Source organism: Streptomyces sp. NPDC058375 (assembly GCF_042723425.1).
GTDB classification, from domain to species: Bacteria; Actinomycetota; Actinomycetes; order Streptomycetales; family Streptomycetaceae; genus Streptomyces; species Streptomyces durocortorensis.
The window spans coordinates 1-24,690 of record NZ_JBHXJG010000103.1; the positions used below are offsets into that span (position 1 = coordinate 1).

Sequence of the window (24,690 nt, forward strand, 5' to 3'; positions counted from 1 at the left end):
GACTCAACCACCGCTACGAGCAAAAACCAGGCAACTACCTGGCCTTTCTCGGACTGGCAGCCGCTCTCTGCTGCTACAAACGATTCCTCAAACTGGCCATGTAGGACACGGTCTTAATCTGGGGTCGTCACAGTGCTTTCGTCCAGCTAGATTTGCGCTCCTTGCCAGTGCCAAGACAAGGGCATTCCACCGAGTCAGTGTGATTCTTCCTGCAGACAGCCCCGTAATCCACGAACTCCCGGCCTGACCAAGCCCCTGGAAGATTCGTGGGTACTACTCCATCACACATCCCCAGAAACTAGCTGCACGTATATAGCTCACCAGGAGAAGTTTTTAGCGCTGACGGAATACCGGAAAACATCTCGGTTGATGAAATATCAGCACAGGAGACAGTCGCACGCATTGCCCTTTCCAGGATTTTCCGATTAATTCGAGCAGACCATTTATTAGACATTAGGTACGCCAGCGCGGAATTCAAATCGTGTCCACAGCAGTAGGCTCGTCGATCTGCTATCCCTGCCATCGCATGCTGCGCCAGGGCGGCAATAGCGGCAATGTCACGCTCTGCGATGCGAGGCTTCCTGGAACGCGACAGGGCTGAACCTACAGCTTTCGTGAGATCAATTCCAGTCGAGTCCTGCAGCGCCACCTCAGAGAAAGGAGTATCGGAGAATCTCAGACCCCACCCTTCTTCATGATTGAGCTTGCGCAGAACGCCAACAGGGAATGCTAGCGAGGTAGCTACTTCACTTGGTGAGTTCCACCCTCCACCACGGAGAAAATCTCTTACCAGGGTGCGATCACAGAAGGCAGTGACGACTCTTCGACATACATCCCCAGTATAGAAGACCGTCGCGTCAATGTCGTAATGGTCAGTTACGACTGCAGAACCGGGAAGCGAAGAAGCCTCTTTCTCCCAATCCCTATCGACCAACGCGGCAACTCCGCTCTTATTTTGCTGGTCCGCAATAGTTATCGCTTCAAGGACCGAGCTTTTCCCGTATCCCGGGATAGTCTCACAAATGCTCTCCTTTATATGCGGATCGAGGATCGCGCAATCCGATTCGCCCTCGCAGAGGACGTACATCTTCGCCGTAGGCCCCGATTGCAACATGAGAATGTAAGAGAAGAGATCATCGCCCGTTAGGTTACTTTGCATCAGCGCACCCAAAGAGCTTCGTCTTCGTAACCCGGTTCAAGCCCGACCGTTTGGGACCAGTATTTATTGATGATCTGAGGAGAGTGAGTAGCTACAATAAACCGAGAAGAATTAATGGCGGCAATCCTGACAATGTCATTCAGGAATTCTTTTTGCCAGGCCACATGCAGCGAGATTTCAGGTTCATCGATGAGAACAAGGCTATTCTCGTGCGCATTAAATAGGAGATCATAGGTGAGAACGAGTTCATGCTGTTCGCCTGAGGAAAGCTGGCTCGCCTTGATTTCCTTCCCTGTCGACGTGACTACCTTAAACCCCTCCCTGTCGAGAATCAGCTCCTTATAGAGAAATCGCGAGTTTACAATTTCACGAAGAAGTGCTACTCGATCAAGCAGGTCTTGAAAGGTTCTCAGTTTCTGTTCTGTGTCGTTAAGGTAGGTCCAAAGTACCCGCTTCTCCCATGAGGCTAGCTCCCTATCCGGGAGAGGAAGCTCTCCAGATGCATCGAGCACCGAGATTTGTGTCAATCTTTTGCGAGTATCGCTCTGTTTAGAATACCTCTCACGGATTGCTTCTTCCGTGATCTCGGGATCGAGCTCCGTTTCCGATAGCAGTCGTCGCGGAAAGGATCGGTCTAGCCCTTGGGAGACGCGCGAGTTCTGAGCGAGAGCATCGTCAAGACGCCGCGAAAAGTCGCGACTGAACTCAAGAACCGTTGGTTGTCGACGCTCAGATTCTCGGGCCCCACGTGCGCTTGGGTATGTGACGTTGATAAGGCGCTGAGTTTCAATCAAATGGACCTTAGTTGCTTCCAGCAAGCGTGAAATCTCCTGAGGAACTCCCTCGAGCTTTACCCCGAAGTATCGCGCGGGAACAAGATCCCGATAACGGCTGATAACTTCTCGCGTCGAGAGCGTTTCGCCGTCAGTAAGATCCCCCCACCTGCCAGAAGCTAGCCTCCTGACAGGAAAATCCCCTTGGCTGATGAACCGAGTAAGGGGGACCGGATCAGCTTGAGCCGCCTCTGACGCGTTCCAAGTGATCTCCCCTCTCCCCGGCTCCAGGAGGCGCATAATGAATGAATCACTATTGGCCTCTTCCTCTCCAAGACCTGGCAGAGCTTCCTGGCCAAGCCGTTCAACCGAAAGAATTCGACCATCACTAAACGTGAGGGAGACGCTTCGAAATGGAGTCTCAGAAATAGTGTAGATATCGATCGAGAATGTGGCTTCAATAAGTTCGAGAAGTTTAGTCTTTCCAATTCCATTTGGGCCATGAAGGATCACGAAGTCGCGATCAGCGGGGAATTCCACCCTGTGATCGAAGCGCCCTAGAAGCTGATTGACTTCAACGCTAATGAGCTTTCGTTCATGATTCTCTGGAGTGGTGTTCTCGATACTCATCGCGCTCCCTTGGGTCAAGTACCAAAATATATAGCTCTGACAGGCGGGTGTCTGGTGATTGGCCGATGTATTGCGACAGGTACGGGCAAGGGGGTGTGCTGAACTACTCCTGTCCAGCGTCGAGGTCGCCGCTTGGAGTTGATCTTGTGTCGAGAAGTTTGTAGATGTGAGCGCAAGACTCTACGTCAGCCGGTGATCATCTGAGTTCCTTCCTAGGTAGCTACCCTGTAACCGCGCTCGCGGAGGGCCCCTACTCCCTACGGCACGCGGACATCTCACTGTGCATCAAGTCCGGCATGGGCCCCGGTGGAGGGGATGCCTACGGCGCCCGCCACAGCCTCGCGGTGCTCTTCCGGTTCTACGCCAAGCTCCTCAAGGGCGGGTCGGCGGCGGCCAACCGGCTCGTTGAGCTGGGGCTTCGCGCCGAGGAGTAGGGCCGATCCTGGCCCCGTATGGCCCCCACGCCATGGTCGACACCGAGAAACAGGGGCCCGGGGTGAGACAAGGTGAACGCAGAGGGCGGGCCCCCATTCCGGAGACCCGCCCTCTGACCTGGTACTTCTCTCACCTGGCGGTGGGTGTGGGATTTGAACCCACGGTGACATCGCTGCCACGACGGTTTTCAAGACCGTTCCCTTAGGCCGCTCGGGCAACCCACCCCGCGTCGGCGGTCCCGTCGCTGCGCAAGCCGATGGGCCGTCAGGCCCGTGTGGGGCCGGTTCGACGCGTGGGACAGCCTAGCCGGTCAGCTGTCGCCCTCGCGCTGGCCCAGGGTGACTTCGGCCGTGGCCGTCTTGCCGTCGCGCTCGTACGTGAGGGTCACCTTCTCACCCGGCTTGCGGGTCCAGATCTCGCCGATCAGGGTCGGGCCGCTGTCGATCACGGTGTCGTTGAACTTCGTGATCACGTCGCCCGCCTTGAGGCCCGCCTTGGCCGCCGGGCCGTTCGGGGTGACGGCGGGGGTGCCGCCCGCGCCCTCGGCGGAGATCGCCGCGCCGCCCGTCTTCTCCTCCATCGTCACCGTCGCGCCGATCACCGGGTAGACCGGCTCGCCGGTCTTGATCAGCTGCTCGGCGACGTTCTTGGCCTGGTTGATCGGGATCGCGAAGCCGAGGCCGATGGAGCCGGCCTGGGACTGGCCGAGGCCGCCGCCCGTCGACTGGATCGCCGAGTTGATGCCGATGACCGCGCCCGTCGCGTCCAGCAGCGGCCCGCCGGAGTTGCCCGGGTTGATCGAGGCGTCGGTCTGCAGGGCGCTCATGTAGGAGTTCTTGTTGCTCTGGCCGTCGCCGGACGCCACCGGGCGGTTCTTCGCGCTGATGATGCCCGTGGTGACCGTGTTCGAGAGGCCGAAGGGCGCGCCGATCGCGATCGTCGAGTCGCCCACCGCGACGCCCTCCGAGTTGCCGAGGGAGAGGGGCGCCAAGCCCTGCGGCGGGTTCTTCAGCTTCAGCACGGCCACGTCGTAGCCCTGTGCCCGGCCGACCACCTCGGCGGCGTACTTCTTGCCGTCGGAGAAGGTCGCCGACAGTTCGCCCGACTCCGCGGCGGAGGCCACCACGTGGTTGTTGGTGAGGATGTGGCCTTCCTTGTCGTACACGAAGCCGGTGCCCGTGCCGCCCTCGCCCTCGCCGCCCTGCGCGTCGATGGTGACGACACTGGGGAGCGCCTTCGCCGCGACCCCGGCCACCGTGCCCGCCGGGCGCTTCAGGTCCTTCGGGGTGTCCGACGCCGAGACCGTGGTCGAGCTGCCGGAGGAGCCGTTGTCGTTGCGGTCGGCCGCCCAGAATCCGAGGGCGCCGCCGACGCCGCCCGCGACGAGCGCCGCCACGGCCACGGCCGCCACCAGGCCGCCTGCCCTGCCCTTGCCGTTCTTGCCGCCCGCAGGACCCGAGCCGGGCGGGACCGGAGCGCCCCAGACCGGGCCGTGGCCGCTGCCGTCGCCGATACCGCCGGACGCGTGACCGGCGTCCCCGCCGGCGTACGCCGGGACGGCGGGCGGGGGCGGCGGCCAGGACGCGGCCCCCGCGGGGAGACCGGGCTCCGTTCCGTAGCCGGTGCCCGTTCCGTACGGGGAGTGCTGCGGCGGCTGCGGGGGCTGCTGAGGCGGCTGGTTCGAGGCCGGGTGGGCGGCGCCCTGGCCGTACGCGGGCGTGCCCGGAGCGCCCTGGGAGGCCGGGGAGCCCTGGTGCGTGGGGTCGTGGCGCGGCGCCTCGGCGTGCGCCGGTGCTCCCGGTGCCGGGGTCGGCGAACCGGGAGCGCCGGTGGAGCCGGGGGTGCCAGGAGCTCCGTGAGCGTCCCGGGCCGCCTCCGTTGCGCCGGTGTCGTCGTGCACGGGAAGGCGCGCGGTGTCCTGCGCGGAATCGTGCGCCGTCTCGCGCGCGGTGTCCTGCGCCGGGGCCGCCGGCGACGGAGGCGTGGCTCCGCCGGTCGCCGACTCAGGAGTGTCGGCCGGCACGGGAGGTGCGGACGGCACGGCCGGTACCGCGCGGTCCTCGTTGCCCTCGTTCTCGGTGCTCACAGCTCTTTACTCCTCGGTTCCACTCGGCATCCAGTCGGCATTCGGCAAGAAATCCGCTGTGCACGTGTCTGCGGTCAGCTTTTCCCACAACACGTCGGGCCACTGTAAGCAGGACCTGTGCATCCGCACACCAATCTTTACATCCGACAAAACAGACCTCCAGGGTGACATGTGCTCAGCCATCCCCGTGGCGGTGACACCATGGCGCGGGTGACCCACGCACGGCAGCGCAGCGCGCACACCTCCATCCAGGTCATCGCCCACCGCGGGGCCTCCGACGACGCCCCCGAGCACACCCTGGCCGCCTATCGCAAGGCGATCGAGGACGGTGCCGACGCCTTGGAATGCGATGTCCGGCTCACCGCCGACGGCCATCTCGTCTGCGTGCACGACCGGCGGGTGAACCGTACGTCCAACGGGCGCGGCGCCGTGTCCGCCCTGGAGCTCGCCGACCTCGCCGCTCTCGACTTCGGCTCCTGGAAGGACCACGAGGAGTCGCCCGACTGGGATCCGGTGCCGGGCGAGCTCACCTCCGTACTCACCCTGGAGCGGCTCCTGGAGCTCTTCACCGAGGTACGGGCCACCGGACGGGATCTGCAGCTGGCCATCGAGACGAAGCATCCCACCCGCTGGGCCGGGCAGGTCGAGGAGCGGCTCCTGGAGCTGCTGAAGCGCTTCGGGCTGGCCGATCCGCCCGCCGACGGGCCCTCCCCCATCCGCGTCATGAGCTTCTCCGCCCGCTCCCTGCACCGCGTCCAGGCGGCCGCGCCCACGCTGCCCACGGTCTACCTGATGCAGTTCGTCTCGCCCCGGATGCGCGACGGGCGGCTGCCCGCCGGGTCGCGGATCGCGGGCCCCGGCATGCGGATCATGCGCAGCCACCCCGGGTACATCGAACGGCTGCACCGCGCGGGGCACCGGGTGCACGTGTGGACCGTGAACGAGCCGGCCGACGTCAACCTGTGCGCCGAACTCGGCGTCGAGGCGATCATCACCAACCGCCCGAAGCAGGTTCTGTCCCAACTGGGCCGCATTTAGTCGGGAATCAGCTCGAAAAGGAACATGCCAGGGCCCGACCTCGATCGTTACGGGGTGTGCTCCGGCGCATTCGCTGCGCGTTCGATCGTTACGAGTGCGTCACCGGCAGCGCATCGGCCGGTTTCCGGTCCAGCTCAGTGGGGCATCCAACCCGTGGCGTGGGGCAAAGGAGGTCTCGGGGGTGGCGTTGGTGGTGGCACAAGAGGTGCCCGCGTCGTCGAGCATGGCCATTCCTCATGGCCCTGCCGGCGTGGGGCAGGCACGACACCGGATGCGTGAGCAGTTGCGCGGCAACGGGGTGTCGGACGCGGTCGTCGACGACGCTGTTCTGATCCTTTCCGAACTTCTCAGCAACGCCTGCCGACATGGCAGGCCGCTCGGACGGCACACCGACGTCGGCGACGGGGACATCCGCGCCGCCTGGCGGGTGGACACCGGTGGCGGGCTCACCGTGGAGGTCACGGACGGCGGCGGCCCGACCCGCCCGGTTCCGGCCACCCCCTCGGTGACGGCACGCGGCGGCCGGGGCCTCAACATCATCAGCGCCCTGGCCCAGGAGTGGGGCGTACGGGACGACTCCTCGGGCGAGGTCACCGTCTGGGCCCTGGTCTCCTCCAAGAAGCCGCCCGGCATCGGTGGCAGCGGCTCCGACGTGAACGGCTCCGGTACGAGCGGTGTGGCCGCGAACGGCACCGGCGCGAACGGCGTCGGCGGGCTCACCGGGTTCGAGGGCCTGGACTTCTCCGAGGCCTTCGACGACGTGGGCTGAGCCGGCATGGGACGTGGGCTGAGCCGGCACGGAGGGCACAGCCCGAACCGCACGGAGGGCACAGCCCGAACCGCACGGGCGACACAGCCCGGACACCACGATCGGCACAGGGCGACCCCCACGATCGGCACAGGGCGAACCCCACGGACAGCGCAGGGCGAACCCCACGGACGGCACCGGCAGTACCGGCGGACGGCACGGGCCGATCCACGGACGGCGCGGGCCGAGCGCGTACACGGGCGGAATCACGTGCGTACGTGGGCGGGGCACGGCTCCCCGGGCGGCTAGGCTCGCGCCGAGTCCGCACTGTCGCAATCGGGAGAACGCCCACCATGGCCAAGAAGCGCCCTCAGACCAAGGCCGGGAAGCAGCAGCTCAAGGACGGTGAGATCCCGGTCGTCGGGGCCCGTGAGCCCTGCCCGTGCGGATCGGGCCGCCGTTACAAGGCGTGTCACGGACGCGCCGCCGCCCAGGCCGTGACCGAGCTCGTGCACCGTCCCTTCGAGGGACTCGCGGGCGAGTGCGACTGGGTCGCGCTGCGCGAGCTGGTGCCCGCCGCCACGGTCGAACTGACCCTCAAGGACGGGCTGCCCGAAGGGGTTCCGTCGGTGACGCTCGCGACGGTCCTGCCGATGGCCTGGCCGGCGCTGCGCCGCGACGACGGTTCCGTCCTGCTCGCCCTGCAGAACGACACCTCCTCCGGCGACCTCAGCCGCGACCTCGCGGACACCCTCCAGCGCGCCCTGGAGGCCGAGCCCGGATCCCCGGTCACCGCCCGCCGCGTACCGGCCGACGGTCCGCGCCTCCAGGACCTCCTCGCCCCGGACGCCGCCTTCGAGCCGGACGTGCACTCCGGGTTCGAGTTCTGGGTGCCGGACGCGGAGAACGCCACCCCCGAGGTGTCCGCGTCGTTGGAGCGCGCGAACGCCGCCGCGATCCCGACGACGCTGCTCTCCGGCGTCGACGCCGCGTACTGGTGCGAGACCCCGGAGAAGAACCACCTGCGCTGGGTCATGCCGCACCCCGAGGAGCAGCTCCTCGACGCGCTCGCCCGGCTGCACGCCGCGGGCACCTCCTCGCTCGGCGACGACACCCGGCTGGTCGGGTCGTTCCGGGCGCACGGGCTCGTCGTCCCCGTCTGGGATCTGCCGACCTCGATGGGTGCCGAGGCGTGCGAGAAGCCCGCCGTCGAGTTCGCCGAGCGACTGGCGGCGGCGCTCGCGTCCGACGCCCCGCTCACCGCCGAGGAACGCCGTGCCCGGGGCGGTCTCACCAACCGCCAGGTGACCCTCAGCTGACCGTGCCGACGGGGCGCCGCAGACGGTGACTCGCATCACAACTCGCCGTACTCGTAAGTAAATCGGCGTCCCTACAGGCGAGATCGAATTTGCGAACGGCAGATCTCTTGTTACGGTTCTAGAAGCCCGGTCGCTGGTGCATCCCCCGTCGCCAGCGACCGGGCGTCCTCGTTTCCGGCTGCGGCCCGCCCTGTGACACCTCCGGGTGCGGCGCCCGTACGGGCCCCCTCACCCCCGCCCCCACGCACCGCCTCGGTCAGTCCCCGGCGCCCGGCGCCCGTTCGGATCCGGCGCGGAGCAGCAGCGGCGCCTCGTCCACCGGCCCGGCGCCCACGAACTCCGCGACCGCCGTGGCGGATCGGGGCGCCCCCGTGGAGGGGACGCGCGGCGTCTCGCAGGTGCCCGGCTCGTCGTGCGCGATCGGCGCGCAGTGCAGCTCCACGGTCCGCCCGCCCGGGCCCATCAGCGTGAGCACGGATCGGAGTTCCTCACCGGTCGCGTTCCGGTAGTAGACGCGCGCCCACATCTCGCCGTCCTGGGTCATGACGCAGGTCTGCGCCTCGACGCCCTCCGGTGCGACCAGCTCGGGTCCGCACCGGGACGCCGCACCCGAACGTTCAAACGCCGCCGTACCCGAACGATCAGACTCCGGCAGGGAACCGGCTTCTGCGCTCATTTCCGATGGCGATTTCGGCAATGTCGAAGAAAGGGCGGCGGGATCATCTCCGGATAGCCGATCAGAAACCTTTGGCCTACGACTTCCTGGCGACCCGCCAGATGATTTACCGGCGACCGGATCAGCCGATACGGCATCCGGAGCAACAGCGGGGTGCGCGGAAGCAACCAGCGGAACAAAGCATCCGCACACCACGGCTGCCGTGAGACCGATCATGCGGAGATTCATGGTGGCCCCACCTGGCAACTGCGCGGAATTACTGACGACGGGCCGACGATATCGACGGAATGCGCACCGCCGGGGCGCCCGGCACCCGATTACCTTGGATCCTGTCCGGCTCACACCCGTTCGAGTGAGCCGGACACCGGACTGCCCCCTCCCGAAGCCTCAGGAGGTCAGTACGCGAGCCGGCTGCCGCCGCCCGGGGCGCCCGTGCTCGCCTCGACCAGGGCGTCCAGGACCGCTTCGACATCCGGCAGCCAGGGCGCCGCGGCCACCGGCGCCCCGCCCTTCGCCCGCACACGCGACACCGGGGCGGCAGCGGAAGCGGACGTTCCGAGCGGCACCCCACGCCGCTCCCAGCGGACCTGGCCGGTGCCGGTCCGGGACGGCGGCAGGACGAGGTAGCCGCCCTCGCCGTGGAACCGGAGCGAACTGGGCACCCAGTCCTTCGCGTACAACAGCTCGCCGAGCCGTTCCAGGGTGTACGGGGCCACCAGCAGCGACCACCGGGTGGGTGTCGCCACGACCGGGCCGAGCCGCATGCCGAGGACGTCGAGGGCGCTCAGCGCTCGGGCGCCGGCCACGGCGGGCAGGCTCACCGCGCAGGGCGCGCGGCCGCCGGTCGCCAGCATCACGGGGGCGGTGGGGCGGTTGGTCCACCACCAGCGCACCATGCGCTCGTCCGTGGTGGCCGCCAGCAGGCCGGGGTCGAAGGGGTGTGCGCCCGGTACGGCGCAGTCGGGTTCGGGGCAGGCGCAGCCGGGGCCGGCGCTCTCGCCGTGCGGGGCGGCCTGCGCCGTCCCCACTCCGGGGAGCACGGGCCATTGCCATACGGTGGCGCAGGTCAGGGCCGCGTCGAGCCGGGCGGCCCCCTCCTTGCGCCGGAGCCGGAGCCTGCGTCGCCTTCCGAGGATCTCGCGCATGAGCGCTCGTTCCTTTCCGTTGAACGCCGAATCCACATGACAGCACGCGTGTGTGACACCACGTGCGTATCTCTTCGCTGTGCGTACGTGCCCATCAGTTCTGCGGTACGGGGACGGGTGTGCCGTCGATACCGAGCGTGAGCCGAGCCGAGCCGAGTGGAATCGATCCGAATAGAACCGATCTTGGTGGAACTGAGAGCCGAACCGAGCAGAGTCGAACCGAACTGAGCTGACTGACCGAACGGGGCCGAACTGACCGAGCGGAGTCGCGCTGCTCCGGCGGAGTCGTGCGGGTCGAACCGAGCGGGTCGAGCCGGGCCGGCGGTCGCCGGGCGAGGGCAGCATGCGCCTCGCCTGCCGTCCCTGGTGCGAACCCCACCGTCCGGGGCGGGGGCGTCATCGTCACGGGCTAGGACGCCCGAACCCGCTGCCGGGTTCCTGGGCGATCACAACTGCACCCGCGCACCACCGTTTACGTACCCAGCATGCCCGGGATGACGCTCCTCCGGCGACCTGACCCCGGAGGCACCCCTGTCGAGCAGCCCCAGTCGATCGCAAATAGCGTCCATAGGGTGCATTTTTTGGCCAAGTTAACCGACACTGGGAGAGCACGAATCGCCCGGACCCCGAAGGGACAATGCTGGACATCGGGTTACTTGTGCGTGTACATGTGGATGCATTGATAGTGGCGCAGAATCACATGGGGGTTTGCGATGCTATTCGACGAATCGCACCGGTCGGAAAGCTGGCTGCCATGAGCGCCCCACACCTGCCGAAAGTGGCTGGAATCGATCCAGAGGTTCCGGTTTCAACGCACACTTCCGCGCCCCTGACGGCGGTCCCGGGACCGCCCGGAGCCTTCATCCAGGACCGTCTGGCGGGCTGGGTCTCGGACCTCACCACCCTGCACGAACTCACCGAGCGGCTGGCCGGGACGAGCACCCTCGACACCGCCCTGAACGAGCTGCTGCACGCCGGAGCCGCCCTCGTCGGCGCCCGCCGCGGACTTCTCGTTCTGGAACCGGCGAACGGCGAAGGCCCCTCCACCACCCGCGGCCTCGGGCTCACCCACGCCGAGCTCGGGTACTTCGAGACCGTGCCGCGCGCGGCCACCGCCCTGGGCCGCGTCCTCGACGGGCTGCCGGACACCGCCGACGGGGTCGCCGACCCCGACCTGCTCGGCGAACAGGACCTGGACCCCCGGCACCGCGAGGTCGCCACCCGGCTCGGCTACGCCGCGAGCTACGCCCTCCCCCTCGCCTCCGAGGCGGCCGGCCGGCTCGGCGCGGCGCGCTGGATCTACGACGAACCGGCCGAGCCCGCGCAGAAGCAGCGCCACCTCGCCGGCCTTTACGCGCGCTACGCCACCGAGCACCTGGCCCGCCTGATCGAGCTGGAGCGCGCCCGCGCGGACATCGCCGCCGTCGCCGAGGAACTGCTGCCGAGCCGGCTCCCCCGGATCCCCGGCGTCCGGCTCGCCGCCCGGCACCGCACCGGCCCCCAGGGAGGCGGCGACTGGTACGACGCGCTGCCGCTGCCCGACCGCACGCTCGGCCTCGCCGTCGGTTCCGTGGGCGGGTCCGGGCCGAGCGCCATGGCCGCGATGGGCCGGCTCCGCGCCAGCCTGCGGGCGTACGCCGTGATGGAGGGCGAGGACCCCGTCGCCGTACTCTCCGACCTGGAACTGCTGCTGCGGCTCACCGAGCCCGCGCGGACCGCGACCGCCCTGTTCGCCTACTGCGAGCCCGCCGCCCGCAAGGTCGTGCTGGCCGGGGCCGGGCACACCCCGCCGCTGATCCTCGGCGAGCGGCGCTGCGAGTACGTCGAGACCACGCTCTCCGCCCCGCTCGGGATGCTCGCCTGCTGGGAGGCGCCGAGCGTGGAGTTCAGTCCCGCGCCCGGTGAGACGGTGCTGCTCTACACGGACGGGCTGCTGCGTCGGACCGGGGACGCGATGGACCGCGCCTTCGCCCGGCTGCACTCCGCCGCCGCCTCCGTACCGAAGGCGGACCGGCACGATCCGGCGGCCGTCGCCGACCACGTCCTGCGCACGATGCTCCCCGACGGCCTCGACCGGAGCGACTCCACCGAGGACGTCGTGATCCTCGCCGCCCACTTCGACTGATCGATCGACTGACAGCTCGACCGCCCGGCTGCCCCTGTGACGCCCTCCCCGACGCTCTCTCCTGTAACAGGCCCTTCGGCCCTGGGCCCCCTTCCGTACGCCCGTACGATGGGTGATGGTCCAGTGTCGTATCAAGGAGAGACAAATCGTGTCTGAGGAGCTCATTCCGGAGAACCCGGAGCAGGAGACCGAAGAGAACGAAGCGGCGGAACCGGTCAAGCAGCGGAAGAACGGCCTGTACCCGGCCGTCTCCGACGAGCTCGCCGACAACATGAAGTCGGGCTGGGCCGACACGGAGCTGCACGACCTCCAGCCGATCGCCCAGGCCGAGCACACCGCCGCCCGGCGCGCCGCGCTCTCCGCGCGCTTCCCCGGCGAGCGCCTGGTCATTCCCGCGGGCAACCTGAAGACCCGCTCCAACGACACCGAGTACGCCTTCCGCGCCTCCACCGAGTACGCGTACCTCACCGGTGACCAGACCCAGGACGGCGTGCTCGTCCTGGAGCCGACGGGCGACACCGGCCACGAGGCCACCGTCTACCTGCTACCCCGCTCCAACCGGGAGAACGGCGAGTTCTGGCTCGACGGCCAGGGCGAGCTGTGGGTCGGCCGCCGCAACTCCCTCTCCGAGGCCGAGCAGCTGCTGGGCATCCCCGCGAAGGACGTTCGCGAGCTTCCCGCCGCGCTCGCCGAGGCCACCGGCCCGGTCCGTAACGTCCGCGGCCACGACGCCGCCATCGAGGCCGCCCTCACCGACAAGGTCACCGCGGAGCGCGACGAGGAGCTGCGCGTCCACCTCTCCGAGGCCCGCCTGGTGAAGGACGCCTTCGAGATCGCCGAGCTGCAGAAGGCGTGCGACGCCACCGCGCGCGGCTTCGAGGACGTCGTGAAGAGCCTGGACAAGGCCGAGGCGACCAGCGAGCGCTTCATCGAGGGCACGTTCTTCCTGCGCGCCCGCATCGAGGGCAACGACATCGGCTACGGCTCGATCTGCGCCGCAGGGCCGCACGCCACCACCCTGCACTGGGTCCGCAACGACGGCGCGGTCCGCGCGGGCGAGCTGCTGCTCCTGGACGCCGGGGTCGAGACCAACGACCTCTACACCGCCGACGTGACGCGCACCCTGCCGATCAACGGCACGTTCTCGCCGCTCCAGCGCAAGATCTACGACGCGGTGTACGAGGCCCAGGAGGCGGGCATCGCCGCCGTGAAGCCCGGTGCCGACTACCGCGACTTCCACGACGCCGCGCAGCGCGTGCTCGCCGAGAAGCTCGTCGAGTGGGGCCTGCTCGGCGACCTGTCCGTGGACAAGGTCCTGGAGCTGGGCCTCCAGCGCCGCTGGACCCTGCACGGCACCGGCCACATGCTCGGCATGGACGTCCACGACTGCGCCGCCGCGCGCACCGAGACGTACGTCAACGGCACGCTGGAGCCGGGCGTCTGCCTGACGGTCGAGCCGGGTCTGTACTTCCAGGCCGACGACCTGACCGTGCCCGAGGAGTACCGGGGCATCGGCGTCCGGATCGAGGACGACATCCTGGTCACCGAGGACGGCAACCGGAACCTCTCCGACTCGCTGCCCCGCCGGGCCGACGAGGTCGAGGCCTGGATGGCGCGGCTGAAGGGCTGACCCTCCCTTAGAAAACGCGCCGGGGCGCGCCGCTCACTACACCGTGAGCAGCGCGCCCTCGCGCCATTTCAGGACCTTGTCGAAGCTGACCACCGCGCCGCGGCCCGGCCGGTTGCCGAACTGGACGTGGTCGGAGAGCTGCTGGATGAGGTCGAGACCCCGCCCGCTCTCGGCTTCGGATTGTGGGTAATGCGCGGCTGGGCGAAGCGCGCGCCGGGCGGGAAAGCCCGGCCCCGAGTCACTGACCTCGATACGGCATTTCTCGCCGTCCAGATAGGCCGTGACCCGGTACTGCCCGGAGTCCGCGGAAGGGCGTCCGTACCCGGAATCCCCCGGCTCTCCGAGAGCCGTCCGATCGCCGCCGTGCTCGACGGCGTTCGCACAGGCCTCGCTGAGCGCGACCGACAGGTCGAAGGAGATGTCCGGATCCACCCCTGCGGTTTCCATGGTGCCGAGCAGAAAACGACGGGCGAGCGGAACGCTCGCAGCTTCGCGCCGCAAATGGAGAGACCACCAGATGCTCATCTTCCAGCCTCCTGGCTGCGGCTCGACGTATCGATACGTATTGCCGCCCTCGGCACTTCGTAAGCACGGATCGGGTGGGAGAGCCCTCATTCGGCGGATGTGGATATTCGGCCGCCCGGTGTATGGACCGGCCCGGCCGCAGGTCACAGGGCCCGTCCCGGCGACCGGAAGCGCGCGCCCCCGGTCCGTACATCCCCCACGAACAGGCGCAACAAGCACGGTTGGGGACGGAGCCTGATCTTCCGGACCTGCCGTACGGCGCACGGGGGTGCAGTGCGATGATGTCCCGGCCATGTCCACGCCTCTCGCACGCGCCGGAGCCGGTCTGCGGCTCATGAGGGCCGCGGTGTTCACCGCGGTCTGTGTCGTGCTGTCCGCGGCCGGGCACACGCTCGCCGCCGGTACGGCCGTCCCCGCGTGGACGTTGCTCGCCGGATTCCTCGGCGTCCTCGCCGTAGCCACCCTCCTCGCCGGACGGGAACGTTCCCTTCCGGCCATCGTGGGCGCGCTGGCCGGCGGGCAGATCCTCCTGCACGTGCTGTTCGCGTACGGCAGCCACGGCGGCGCCCCGACCGGCGCCGCCGGGACCACGAGCGGCGACAACCCGCTCATCCGGTTCGCCTCCGGGCTTGTCTGCGGCGAAGGACCGGCGGGGCTGAACGCGGCCGAGGCCCACCGCATCGTCTCCTCCGCGGGCATCGACCCGTCGTCGCTCGCGGGGGCCCACGGCCATGTCGCGGCGGGCGGCGGATCCGGAGCGGCCCAGTCCGCCGCTTCGGCGGCCCCGGACGGCGCCTCCGGCATCGCCCAGGTCTGTGCCGCGGTGACCGCGATGCTGCCGAGCCTGCCGATGTTCCTGGTCCACGTCCTCGTCGCGCTCGCCACCGGCTGGCTGCTGCGGCGCGGGGAGATCGCCCTCTTCGCGCTGGCCCGGCTCTCCGCCCAGAGCGCCCAGGCGTTGGCGGCCGGGGCGCGGCTGCGTTCGCTGCGGGCGGCGCTCGCCCTCGTCCGCGCGCTGCGGGCCGGGGAGTGGGAGCAGGCCGTGGCCGGGCCGCGCGTGCCGCGTCGCTCCGACGACGTACCGCTGCCGACCCCGGGGGATCCTCTGCAGCACCTGGTGATCAGGCGCGGGCCGCCGGCCCCGTACGCCCTCGCAGCCTGACGCGACGCCTCCACCGGGCCCGCGGGCCGCTCGCGCACGTCCCTGTGCACGCGACCGTCCGCACGGAACCGCACCTCGAGGTGTCGTGATGCCGCCGCGCATCCGCGCGCCGGACCACCATGTTCCGTTTCCCTGTGGAGATTCCTGCCATGAAGCTTTCCCGTATCGCCCTCGCCGGCGGCGTCGCCGCTTCCACCGTTCTGCTGATCGCCGGCCCGGCCGCCGCCCACGTCAGCGTCCAGCCGGTGGGCGAGGCCGCCAAGGGCGGATACGCCACGCTCAACTTCAAGGTCCCCAACGAGCGCGACCAGGCCTCGACGGTGAAGCTCGAAGTCAACTTCCCGGCCGATCACCCGCTCTCCTCCGTCACCCCGCAGGCCGTTCCGGGCTGGGACATCAAGATCGACAAGAGCAAGCTCGACAAGCCCCTCGAAGTGCACGGCAAGAAGATCACCGAGGCCGTCTCCAAGGTGACCTGGACCGCGGACGACAGCGAGATCGCCCCCGGCTACTTCCAGCAGTTCCCGGTCTCCGTCGGCGCGCTGCCCGAGGACGCCGACCAGCTCGTCTTCAAGGCGATCCAGACGTACGACAACAAGGAAGTCGTCCGCTGGATCGAGGAGCCCACCGAGGGCGGCGAGGAGCCCGACAGCCCCGCCCCGGTCCTGAAGCTGGCCGCCGCCTCCGACGACCACCACGGAGGCGGCGCGGCCGACGACGCGAAGGAGGCCGACGACCACAAGGCCGCCGACACCGCCGCGTCGACCAAGGAGACCCACGCAGCCGCGTCCTCCTCCTCCTCCAGTGACACCACCGCCCGCACCCTGGGCATCATCGGCATCGTCATCGGTGTCGCCGGTGTCGCGTTCGGCGTGCTCGCCGGACGCCGCCGCTCGGCCTGACCGGCCGGTTCCCTCACCCGCACCACGTTCAGGACATCTCTTTCATGCGCAACAGAAAAGCAGTGACGGCCGTGGCGTTCGCCGCCGCGGCCGCACTGGCCCTCTCCGCCTGCGGCTCCGGTGACGACAAGGCGGGCTCCTCGGCCGTCGCCGACGTCAGCGCCGCGCCGAAGGACAAGGCCGCGACCGTACTCGACCAGCCGTTCACCAAGCCGAACCTCGTCCTCACCGATACGCAGGGCAAGGAGTACGACCTCCGCGAGGCGACCAAGGGCAAGCCGACGCTCATCTACTTCGGCTACACCAACTGCCCCGACGTCTGCCCGCTGACCATGAGCAACATCTCCCTCGCCAAGCGGGAGCTGCCCAAGGCCGACCAGGACAAGCTCCAGGTCGTCTTCGTCACCACCGACCCCGAGCGCGACACCCCCGCCTCGCTCGGCAAGTGGCTCTCCGCCCAGGACCCCACCTTCACCGGTCTCACCGGCGACTTCCCGACCATCCAGGCCGGGGCGCGGCAGATCGGCATCGGCATCGACGCGCCGAAGAAGGAGAAGGACGGGACCGTCGTCTCGATGCACGGCGCCCAGGTCATCGCCTTCTCGCCGAAGACGGACGAGGGGTACGTGCTCTACGGCGAGGACACCTCCGCCGACGAGTACGCGAAGGACCTCCCCAAGCTGATCAAGGGGGAGACCCCGTGAACCGCCGCCGCACGGCTCTCGCCGGCGCGCTCGCCCTCGCCTCCGGGCTGACGCTGGCCGGGTGCTCGTCGGACGGCGGGCAGGACAGCGAGCCGGTTCTGAAGGTCGTGGGGGCGTATCTGCCGCAGCCGGTCAGCGACATGGCCGCCGGTTTCCTCGTCGTACAGAACAGCGGCGGGACCGGGGACCGGCTCACCTCGGTGACCAGTCCGCTCTCGGACGACGTCACCATCCACGAGACGAAGAACCAGAAGATGCGCGAGGTCTCCTCGTTCGAGGTGCCCGCGAACGGCGAGCTCGATCTCGAACGCGGTGGCAACCACATCATGTTCATGAAGCTCAAGCAGAAGCCCAAGCAGGGCGAGAAGGTCCCCGTCGAGCTGCACTTCGAGAAGGCCGACCCGATCAAGGTCGACCTGCCGGTGAAGGAAACCACCCACAACCCGAAGAAGCAGTGAGGGACTGACCCCAGATGTCTGCCACCGCCCCGTACGCCGGACCCTCCCCGATACGCCGGCCACTCGCCGCCGCCGCGCTCCTCGCCGCCCTCGTCAGCCTGGTGTTCGGGCTGCTGCTGGCCGGCGCGGGCCCGGCGTCCGCGCACGCCGCCCTCACCGGGAGCGACCCGGGGGACGGGGCGGTGGTGGACACCGCGCCCAAGGAGGTCACCCTCAGCTTCTCCGAGGCGATCGCCGTGGGCGACGACTCCATCCGGGTCCTCGACCCGAGCGGCAAGCGCGCCGACACCGGGGCCGAGCCGAAGGACCTGTCCGAGGGCTCCACCGTCCGGTACGGCGTCGCGCTCCACACCGGGCTGCCGGACGGCACCTACACGGTGGCCTGGCAGGCGATCTCCGCCGACAGCCACCCGATCTCCGGCGCGTTCACGTTCTCCGTCGGCGCCCCGTCCGACACCACGGTCGCCCTGCCCTCCCAGGAGGCGGGCGGCGGTCCGGTCGGCGTCGTCTACGACATCGCGCGCTACGCGGCGTACGGCGGGTTCGTCCTGCTCGTCGGCGGCAGCGCGTTCGTCCTGATCTGCTGGCAGCGCGGCGCGACCGCCCTGCCGATGCAGCGGCTCGTGGTGCGCGGCTGGCTCACCCTGACCGCGGCGACGCTGGTCATGCTGCTGCTGCGCAATCCCTACACCGGCAGCGGGAAGTTCGCCGACGCCTTCGACCTAGCCGGACTCCAGTCCGTCCTGGACACCAAGCCCGGCGCCGCTCTCGTCTCCCGGCTGCTGCTGCTCGGGGCCGCCGCGCTGTTCATCGCCGTGCTGTTCGGTACGTACGCGCGGCGCGAGGACGAGCGCGAGAAGAAGGACCTCACCTTCGGCCTGGCGGTCGGGGGCGGGGTGGTCGCGGCGGGCATCGCCGCCACCTGGGCGATGTCCGAGCACGCCTCGACCGGCATCCAGGCGAACATCGCCATGCCGGTGGATGTCCTGCACCTGCTGGCCGTCGCCGCGTGGCTCGGCGGGCTCGCCTCGCTCCTGGTGGCGCTGTACCGGACGCCGGACATCGGGAGCGCCGCGGTCCGGCGCTTCTCCGCGGTCGCGTTCAGCAGTGTCGTGGTCCTGGCGGCGACCGGGATCTACCAGTCCTGGCGGCAGGTCGGCTCCTGGTCGGCGCTGACCGGGACGCGCTACGGGCAGCTGCTGATCCTCAAGGTGGCGCTGATCGCCGTCCTGCTCGCGGTCGCCTGGTTCTCCCGGCGCTGGACGGGACGGCTGACGGACCCGGCGGTCGCTGCGGAGGAGGCTCCCGGGGAGGCGGCCGAGGAGGAGGCCGAGGAATCGGGCGCGGAGTCGGTCGAAGAGGCCAAGGACGCCCCGGTCGATGTCGACCCCGAGCGCGCCGCGCAACTGGCCCGTCAGCGGGCCGCCCTGACCGCGACGAAGAAGAAGCGGATTCGGGACGCCGACCCGGAGCGCTCCGGGCTGCGCCGCTCGGTCCTGGCCGAGGCCGCCGTCGCCGTCGTCCTGCTGGCCGTCACCACCATGCTGACGTCCACCGAGCCGGGCCGTACGGAGGAGGAGGCGGCGGGCGGCACCCCGTCCGCGAGCGCTCCCGCCGCCGGGGGCCCGGTCAACCTGAGCATGCCGTTCGACACCGGCGGCCAGAACGGCAAGGGCACCGTCCGCATCGACATCGAACCCGGCCGCACCGGCTCCAACGAGCTGCATGTGTGGATCGACGGCAGCAACGGCAAGCCGATGGACGTCCCCGAGCTGAAGCTGGCCCTCACCCTGGAGTCGAAGGACATCGGCCCGCTGCCGGTCGTCCCGGACCGGCTGGCCGAGGGGCACTGGTCGGCGAGTGCTGTACAGATTCCGATGGCCGGGGACTGGAAGATCGACGTGACGGTACGGACCTCCGACATCGACCAGGTCACCATCGACAAGAACGCGAAGATCGGCTGAGCACGGTGAGCAAGACCACGAAACAGGCCCCGGCCGTCCACCCGGACAGCAACGACGGTGCCGCCACCACCGGCGTATCGCGGCGGCGGCTGCTGGGCACCGCCGGTGCGGCGGGCGCCACGGGGCTGGTGCTGGGCGCCGGGGGCGGGGCCGCCGGGTACGCCGCCACCCGCCCCGAGGAGCCCACCGCGCTGACGAGCGTCGGGGCGACCGAGGCGATGTTTCACGGGAAACATCAACCGGGGATCACCACTCCGCTTCAGGCCCGGGGCCATCTCGTCGCCTTCGACCTGGCGGCGGGCGCGGGGCGCAAGGAGGCGGCGGCGCTGCTGCGGCGCTGGTCGGCGGTGGCGAAGGAGCTGATGGCGGGCCGCCCGGCGGCCGGTTCGGCCGACGGCCCCGGGCACGACACCGGGATCGCCCTGGACGCGGGTCCGTCGTCCCTGACCGTCACGTTCGGCTTCGGCCGTACGTTCTTCGCGCGCACGGGTCTGACCGCCCGCCTGCCCGCCGCGCTCGATCCGCTGCCCGCGTTCTCCGCCGATGCCCTCGACGCCCGGCGTTCGAACGGCGACCTGTGGGTGCAGATCGGCGCGGACGACGCGCTGGTCGCCTTCCACGCGCTCCGGGCCCTCCAGAAGGAGGCCGCGGGCACGGCACGGGTGCGGTGGCAGATGAACGGCTTCAACCGCACCCCCGGCGCGACCGCCCGGCCGATGACCGCCCGCAACCTGATGGGCCAGATCGACGGGACCGGCAACCCGAAACCGTCCGAGGAGGACTTCGACCGGCGCGTCTTCGTCCCCGCCTCCCCCGGGAAGCCGCAGGAGTGGATGGAGGGCGGTTCGTACGCCGTCGTCCGCCGGATCCGGATGCTCCTGGACGACTGGGAGAAGCTTCCGGTGGAGCGCCAGGAGCGGGTCATCGGGCGACGCAAGGCGGACGGAGCCCCGCTGAGCGGGGGGACCGAGACCACGGAGATGGACCTCGACAAGGCGGGCCCGGACGGCAGGCTCGTGATCCCCGACAACGCCCACGCCCGGATCTCCTCACCCGAGGAGAACGGCGGGGCCGCCATGCTGCGGCGTCCGTTCTCGTACCACGACGGCATCGCGGAGGACGGCACTCCGGACGCCGGGCTCCTGTTCATCTGCTGGCAGGCGGACCCGTTCCGGGGCTTCGTGCCGGTGCAGCGCAAGCTCGACCGGGGCGACGCGCTGTCGCCGTTCCTGAGGCACGAGGCGAGCGGGGTGTTCGCGGTCCCGGGCGGGGCGGCGGAGGACGCGTACGTGGGACAGCGGCTCCTGGAGGCGTAGGAGCCGCGGAGTCGTAAGGGCCCTGGAGGCGTAGGAGCCCTGGGCCGTAAGAGCCCCGGAGTCGTGGTCACGCGTACGGCCCGGGGAGGGCACTCGACCGCATCCTGAGACGGCGCGGCGGGTCTCGCGGGGCGCATTAGGGTGACCGTATGTCAGCCACGCGCTACGCCTATCTCGGCCCCGAAGGCACCTTCACCGAGGTCGCCCTCCGTACGCTTCCTGAAGCCGCAACCCGTGAGCTCGTCCCGATGCTGTCCGTGCCGGCCGCCCTGGACGCCGTACGCAGCGGGGAGGCGGCGGCGGCGCTCGTACCGATCGAGAACTCCGTCGAGGGCGGCATCACCGCGACGCTGGACGAGCTGGCCGGCGGGGAACCGCTGATGATCTACCGCGAGGTGCTGCTCTCCATCACCTTCGCGCTGCTGGTGCGGCCCGGGACCAAGCTGTCGGACATCAAGACGGTCACCGCGCATCCGGCCGCCCAGCCGCAGGTGCGCAAGTGGATGGCGGAGCACCTTCCGGGGGCCCTGTGGGAGTCGGCGGCGTCCAACGCGGACGGGGCCCGGCTGGTCCAGGAGGGGCGGTACGACGCCGCGTTCGCCGGGGAGTTCGCCGCTGCCACCTACGGCCTGGAGCCGCTGGTGACGGAGATCCACGACGCGGCGAACGCCCAGACCCGCTTCGTCCTGGTGGGCCGGCCCGCCCGGCCCTCCGCACCGACCGGCGCGGACAAGACCTCCGTGGTGATCTGGCTGGACGACGACCACCCCGGCGCCCTGCTGGAGCTGCTCCAGGAGTTCGCGGTGCGCGGCGTCAACCTGATGCTGATCCAGTCCCGCCCGACCGGTGAGGGGATCGGCAACTACTGCTTCGCCGTGGACGCGGAGGGGCACATCGCGGACCGGCGGGTCGGGGAGGCCCTGATGGGGCTGAAGCGGATCAGCCCGAAGGTGCGGTTCCTCGGTTCGTACCCGCGGGCGGGCGTCTCGCCGGACGAGGTGCGACCGCTGCGGGCGGGCACGTCGGACACCGCGTTCACCGACGCCTCCGACTGGCTGGCGCGCAGCCAGGACGGCCGGATCTGACGGCAGCAGGGCAGGAGAGGCCCCGGGGCACCTGGCGACTTCGGGCACCCGGCCGGCCTCCTTGTGCGCTCCGCAGCAGTGCGATCTACAGATAGTCACGCACGCCGGAGAGTTATCCACAGGGAAGGCTCTCGACCTGGGGACAAGTCGACACCCTCATGCGACATCGTCGACAAATCAACCCAGCAGCCCCGAAGTCGTCCACAGGGGCTCGATGCACTACGAGGCGGCACGAGCCTCCCGTGTCACCCGAATTCCCTTGATCGACTCTTTGGGGCGGTGAATTCCCACCCGAACGAGCACGCAGAACGGGTTTGAGCGAGGACTCCGCAGCACTTCGTCCGGGTTCCGGAACAAGACCTTCCGGCATCCACAGAACTTCCACACAGCCTGTGGATAACTATTCCGGCATCGGGATTCCTGTGGACAACAGCGACCGGCACACCCCCAACTCCCCTCCTGCCCAAGGCGGGTGCGTCAAGGCGGACCGCACCTTCTGCCCTGTTCAGGGGAGTTAACCACCGTTATTGACATCGGCGCCGCCGCCGCCCGCGATTCCCCCTCAGAAATATCAATTCCGGCAATTCGGTCATAGTGACACGCTCGGCCATATCGGTTCGAGTGCGAGAACCGCGCACCGGTAGCCTGGAGGGGTGATTGACCTTCGCCTGCTCCGTGAGGACCCCGACCGTGTTCGCGCCTCCCAGCGCGCCCGTGGAGAGGACGTCGCCCTCGTCGACGCCCTGCTCTCCGCCGACGAGCTGCGCAGGTCGTCCGGCGTCCGCTTCGACGAACTCCGCTCCGAGCAGAGGCAGCTCGGCAAGCTGATCCCCAAGGCCACCCCCGAGGAGCGCACCGAGCTCCTCAAGAAGGCCGAGCAGCTCAAGGCCGGCGTCAAGGCGGCCGACGCCGCCCAGGACGAGGCCGACGCCGACGCCAAGCGGCTGCTGCTCCAGCTCGGCAACATCGTCCACGAGGACGTGCCGGTCGGCGGCGAGGAGGACTTCGTCGTCCTGGAGACGCACGGCACCATCCGCGACTTCGGCGCCGAGGGCTTCGAGCCCAAGGACCACCTGGAGCTCGGCGAGGCGCTCGGCGCCATCGACATGGAGCGCGGGGCGAAGGTCTCCGGCTCGCGGTTCTACTACCTCACGGGCGTCGGCGCGCTCCTGGAGCTCGCCCTCGTCAACGCGGCGATCGCGCAGGCCACCGAGGCCGGTTTCATCCCGATGCTGACCCCGGCGCTGGTCCGCCCGCGCGCCATGGAGGGCACCGGCTTCCTCGGCCAGGCATCGGAGAACGTCTACCACCTGGAGAAGGACGACTACTACCTGGTCGGCACCTCCGAGGTCCCGCTCGCCGCGTACCACATGGACGAGATCATCGACGCCGACAAGCTGCCCCTGCGGTACGCCGGGTTCTCCCCGTGCTTCCGCCGCGAGGCCGGCACGTACGGCAAGGACACCCGCGGCATCTTCCGCGTCCACCAGTTCGACAAGGTCGAGATGTTCTCGTACGTCGACCCGGCGGACGCCGAGGCCGAGCACCGCAGGCTCCTGGAGTGGGAGAAGCAGTGGCTCACCGGCCTCGAACTGCCCTTCCAGGTGATCGACGTCGCCACCGGTGACCTCGGCGCATCGGCCTCGCGGAAGTTCGACTGCGAGGCGTGGATCCCGACCCAGGGCAAGTACCGCGAGCTGACCTCCGCGTCGAACTGCGACGGCTTCCAGGCCCGCCGCCTGTCCGTCCGGATGCGCGACGGCAAGAAGGTCCAGCCGCTGGCCACGCTGAACGGCACGCTCTGCGCCGTACCGCGCACGATCGTGGCGATCCTGGAGAACCACCAGCTCCCCGACGGTTCGGTCCGGGTGCCCGAGATGCTCCGCCCCTACCTGGGCGGGCGCGAGGTCCTGGAACCGGTCGCCAAGTGACCTTCCCCTACAAGCTCGTCGCGACCGACCTCGACGGCACCCTGCTGCGCGAGGACGACACGGTCTCCGAGCGCACCCGCGAGGCCCTGGCCGCCGCCACGGCGGCCGGCGCCGCGCACATCATCGTCACCGGACGCGCGGTCCCCTGGACCCGGCACATCCTGGACGACCTCGGTTACGAGGGGCTCGCCGTCTGCGGCCAGGGCGCGCAGGTCTACCACGCGGGTGAGCACAAGCTGCTGACCTCGCTGACCCTGGACCGTCAGCTCGCCGGTCTCGCCCTGTCCAAGATCGAGGCGGAGGTCGGCCCGCTGCACCTGGCGGCCAGCCGCGACGGCCTCGAAGGCGAAGTGCTGGTCGGCCCCGGCTACCGGGTCCAGGAGGGACCGCTCCCGTACCTCTTCGTGGACGACGCCACCGAGATGTGGACGGCCCCGCTCAACAAGGTCTACATACAGCACCCGGAGCTGGACGACGACGCGCTGGCCTTCGCCGCGCGGGCGGCCGTCGGCAGCCTGGTCGACGTGGTCATGGCCGGTGCCGGCGTGGTCGAGATCCTGCCGCTGGGCCTGAGCAAGGCGACCGGCCTTTCGCTGGCCGCCCGCCGGCTCGGCGTGAAGGCCGCCGACACGATCGCCTTCGGCGACATGCCGAACGACATCCCGATGTTCGGCTGGGCCCAGCACAGCGTCGCCATGGCCAACGCCCACGACGACCTGAAGGCCGTCGCCCACGAGATCACGGCGTCCAACGAGGACGACGGGATCGCGGTCGTCCTGGAGGAGCTGCTCCGCTCGGCGCCCGTACAGCCCGCGCGGTAGCCCGCCCCGCTCGCATCCCGGTCAGCGCGACAGCGGCCCGGCACCGTACCCACGGTGC

The 24,690-nt window shown here is 69.3% G+C and carries 21 protein-coding genes, 1 tRNA gene and 1 pseudogene; 16 read left to right on the forward strand and 7 right to left on the reverse strand.

Annotated features, from left to right (window positions below):
• Positions 1-104, forward strand: a pseudogene (locus ACFWM7_RS18380) (IS5/IS1182 family transposase); the annotation flags it as partial.
• 194 nt (positions 105-298) lie between these two features.
• On the opposite strand, the gene ACFWM7_RS18385 reads toward ACFWM7_RS18380, so the two are convergent.
• Together ACFWM7_RS18385 and ACFWM7_RS18390 are read right to left on the reverse strand one after the other, a co-directional pair.
• The gene (locus ACFWM7_RS18385; RefSeq protein ID WP_383261889.1) at positions 299-1,171 is read right to left on the reverse strand and encodes a hypothetical protein; all 873 of its coding nucleotides are present in this window, start codon (positions 1,169-1,171) and stop codon (positions 299-301) included.
• The gene (locus ACFWM7_RS18390) at positions 1,159-2,562 is read right to left on the reverse strand and encodes an AAA family ATPase (RefSeq protein ID WP_383261897.1); all 1,404 of its coding nucleotides are present in this window, start codon (positions 2,560-2,562) and stop codon (positions 1,159-1,161) included. The genes ACFWM7_RS18385 and ACFWM7_RS18390 overlap by 13 nt, the downstream gene beginning before the upstream one ends.
• A gap of 296 nt (positions 2,563-2,858) precedes the next feature.
• On the opposite strand from ACFWM7_RS18390, the gene ACFWM7_RS18395 reads away from it, so the two are divergent.
• On the forward strand, positions 2,859-2,996 hold the full coding sequence (locus ACFWM7_RS18395) for a hypothetical protein (protein WP_383261903.1): 138 nt from the start codon (positions 2,859-2,861) through the stop codon (positions 2,994-2,996).
• 135 nt (positions 2,997-3,131) lie between these two features.
• Here the strand turns inward: ACFWM7_RS18395 and ACFWM7_RS18400 are convergent.
• Both ACFWM7_RS18400 and ACFWM7_RS18405 read right to left on the reverse strand, forming a co-directional pair.
• Positions 3,132-3,221, reverse strand: a tRNA-Ser gene (locus tag ACFWM7_RS18400).
• An 86-nt stretch (positions 3,222-3,307) separates the two neighbouring features.
• Complete coding sequence (locus ACFWM7_RS18405; protein WP_383261906.1) at positions 3,308-5,083, reverse strand: trypsin-like peptidase domain-containing protein; 1,776 nt, start codon at positions 5,081-5,083, stop codon at positions 3,308-3,310.
• Between the two features lie 201 nt (positions 5,084-5,284).
• On the opposite strand from ACFWM7_RS18405, the gene ACFWM7_RS18410 reads away from it, so the two are divergent.
• From ACFWM7_RS18410 to ACFWM7_RS18420, 3 genes are all read left to right on the forward strand, one after another.
• Entirely contained in the window at positions 5,285-6,121 is an 837-nt protein-coding gene (locus ACFWM7_RS18410; RefSeq protein WP_383261908.1) for a glycerophosphodiester phosphodiesterase, read from the forward strand.
• A 94-nt stretch (positions 6,122-6,215) separates the two neighbouring features.
• Complete coding sequence (locus ACFWM7_RS18415) at positions 6,216-6,890, forward strand: ATP-binding protein (RefSeq protein WP_383261910.1); 675 nt, start codon at positions 6,216-6,218, stop codon at positions 6,888-6,890.
• Between the two features lie 332 nt (positions 6,891-7,222).
• Positions 7,223-8,188, forward strand: coding sequence for a DUF5926 family protein (locus ACFWM7_RS18420; protein WP_383261913.1), 966 nt, complete (start codon positions 7,223-7,225; stop codon positions 8,186-8,188).
• Between the two features lie 256 nt (positions 8,189-8,444).
• Here ACFWM7_RS18420 and ACFWM7_RS18425 read toward each other — a convergent pair whose 3' ends face one another.
• Positions 8,445-8,864, reverse strand: a complete 420-nt coding sequence (locus ACFWM7_RS18425; protein ID WP_383261916.1) for a hypothetical protein — start codon at positions 8,862-8,864, stop codon at positions 8,445-8,447.
• Between the two features lie 395 nt (positions 8,865-9,259).
• Positions 9,260-10,009 carry a bifunctional DNA primase/polymerase gene (locus tag ACFWM7_RS18430; protein WP_383261919.1) on the reverse strand — a complete coding sequence of 250 codons (750 nt, stop codon included), beginning with the start codon at positions 10,007-10,009 and terminating at the stop codon, positions 9,260-9,262.
• A gap of 637 nt (positions 10,010-10,646) precedes the next feature.
• On the opposite strand from ACFWM7_RS18430, the gene ACFWM7_RS18435 reads away from it, so the two are divergent.
• Both ACFWM7_RS18435 and ACFWM7_RS18440 read left to right on the forward strand, forming a co-directional pair.
• Positions 10,647-12,134, forward strand: coding sequence for a PP2C family protein-serine/threonine phosphatase (locus tag ACFWM7_RS18435; protein ID WP_383261921.1), 1,488 nt, complete (start codon positions 10,647-10,649; stop codon positions 12,132-12,134).
• A gap of 148 nt (positions 12,135-12,282) precedes the next feature.
• Positions 12,283-13,764 carry an aminopeptidase P family protein gene (locus ACFWM7_RS18440; RefSeq protein ID WP_383261924.1) on the forward strand — a complete coding sequence of 494 codons (1,482 nt, stop codon included), beginning with the start codon at positions 12,283-12,285 and terminating at the stop codon, positions 13,762-13,764.
• Positions 13,765-13,800: 36 nt separating this feature from the next.
• Here the strand turns inward: ACFWM7_RS18440 and ACFWM7_RS18445 are convergent, their stop codons facing one another.
• Positions 13,801-14,289, reverse strand: a complete 489-nt coding sequence (locus ACFWM7_RS18445; RefSeq protein WP_383261930.1) for an ATP-binding protein — start codon at positions 14,287-14,289, stop codon at positions 13,801-13,803.
• A gap of 292 nt (positions 14,290-14,581) precedes the next feature.
• Between ACFWM7_RS18445 and ACFWM7_RS18450 the strand changes: the two genes are divergently transcribed.
• From ACFWM7_RS18450 to ACFWM7_RS18490, 9 genes are all read left to right on the forward strand, one after another.
• Entirely contained in the window at positions 14,582-15,451 is an 870-nt protein-coding gene (locus tag ACFWM7_RS18450) for a hypothetical protein (protein ID WP_383261934.1), read from the forward strand.
• Between the two features lie 149 nt (positions 15,452-15,600).
• Positions 15,601-16,353, forward strand: a complete 753-nt coding sequence (locus ACFWM7_RS18455; RefSeq protein WP_383261936.1) for a YcnI family protein — start codon at positions 15,601-15,603, stop codon at positions 16,351-16,353.
• Positions 16,354-16,397: 44 nt separating this feature from the next.
• Positions 16,398-17,057 (forward strand): SCO family protein, encoded by a 660-nt coding sequence (locus ACFWM7_RS18460; protein WP_383261940.1) that lies wholly within the window; start codon positions 16,398-16,400, stop codon positions 17,055-17,057.
• Complete coding sequence (locus ACFWM7_RS18465; RefSeq protein ID WP_383261942.1) at positions 17,054-17,515, forward strand: copper chaperone PCu(A)C; 462 nt, start codon at positions 17,054-17,056, stop codon at positions 17,513-17,515. Before ACFWM7_RS18460 ends, ACFWM7_RS18465 begins: the two co-directional genes overlap by 4 nt.
• A 14-nt stretch (positions 17,516-17,529) precedes the next feature.
• Complete coding sequence (locus tag ACFWM7_RS18470) at positions 17,530-19,479, forward strand: copper resistance CopC/CopD family protein (protein ID WP_383261943.1); 1,950 nt, start codon at positions 17,530-17,532, stop codon at positions 19,477-19,479.
• A 5-nt stretch (positions 19,480-19,484) separates the two neighbouring features.
• Entirely contained in the window at positions 19,485-20,795 is a 1,311-nt protein-coding gene (gene efeB / locus ACFWM7_RS18475) for an iron uptake transporter deferrochelatase/peroxidase subunit (protein ID WP_383261945.1), read from the forward strand.
• Positions 20,796-20,944: 149 nt separating this feature from the next.
• On the forward strand, positions 20,945-21,880 hold the full coding sequence (pheA, locus tag ACFWM7_RS18480) for a prephenate dehydratase (protein WP_383261950.1): 936 nt from the start codon (positions 20,945-20,947) through the stop codon (positions 21,878-21,880).
• 653 nt (positions 21,881-22,533) lie between these two features.
• Positions 22,534-23,811, forward strand: coding sequence for a serine--tRNA ligase (gene serS / locus ACFWM7_RS18485; RefSeq protein WP_383261955.1), 1,278 nt, complete (start codon positions 22,534-22,536; stop codon positions 23,809-23,811).
• Positions 23,808-24,632, forward strand: a complete 825-nt coding sequence (locus tag ACFWM7_RS18490; RefSeq protein ID WP_383261961.1) for an HAD family hydrolase — start codon at positions 23,808-23,810, stop codon at positions 24,630-24,632. The genes serS and ACFWM7_RS18490 overlap by 4 nt, the downstream gene beginning before the upstream one ends.
• Positions 24,633-24,690: the final 58 nt, after the last annotated feature.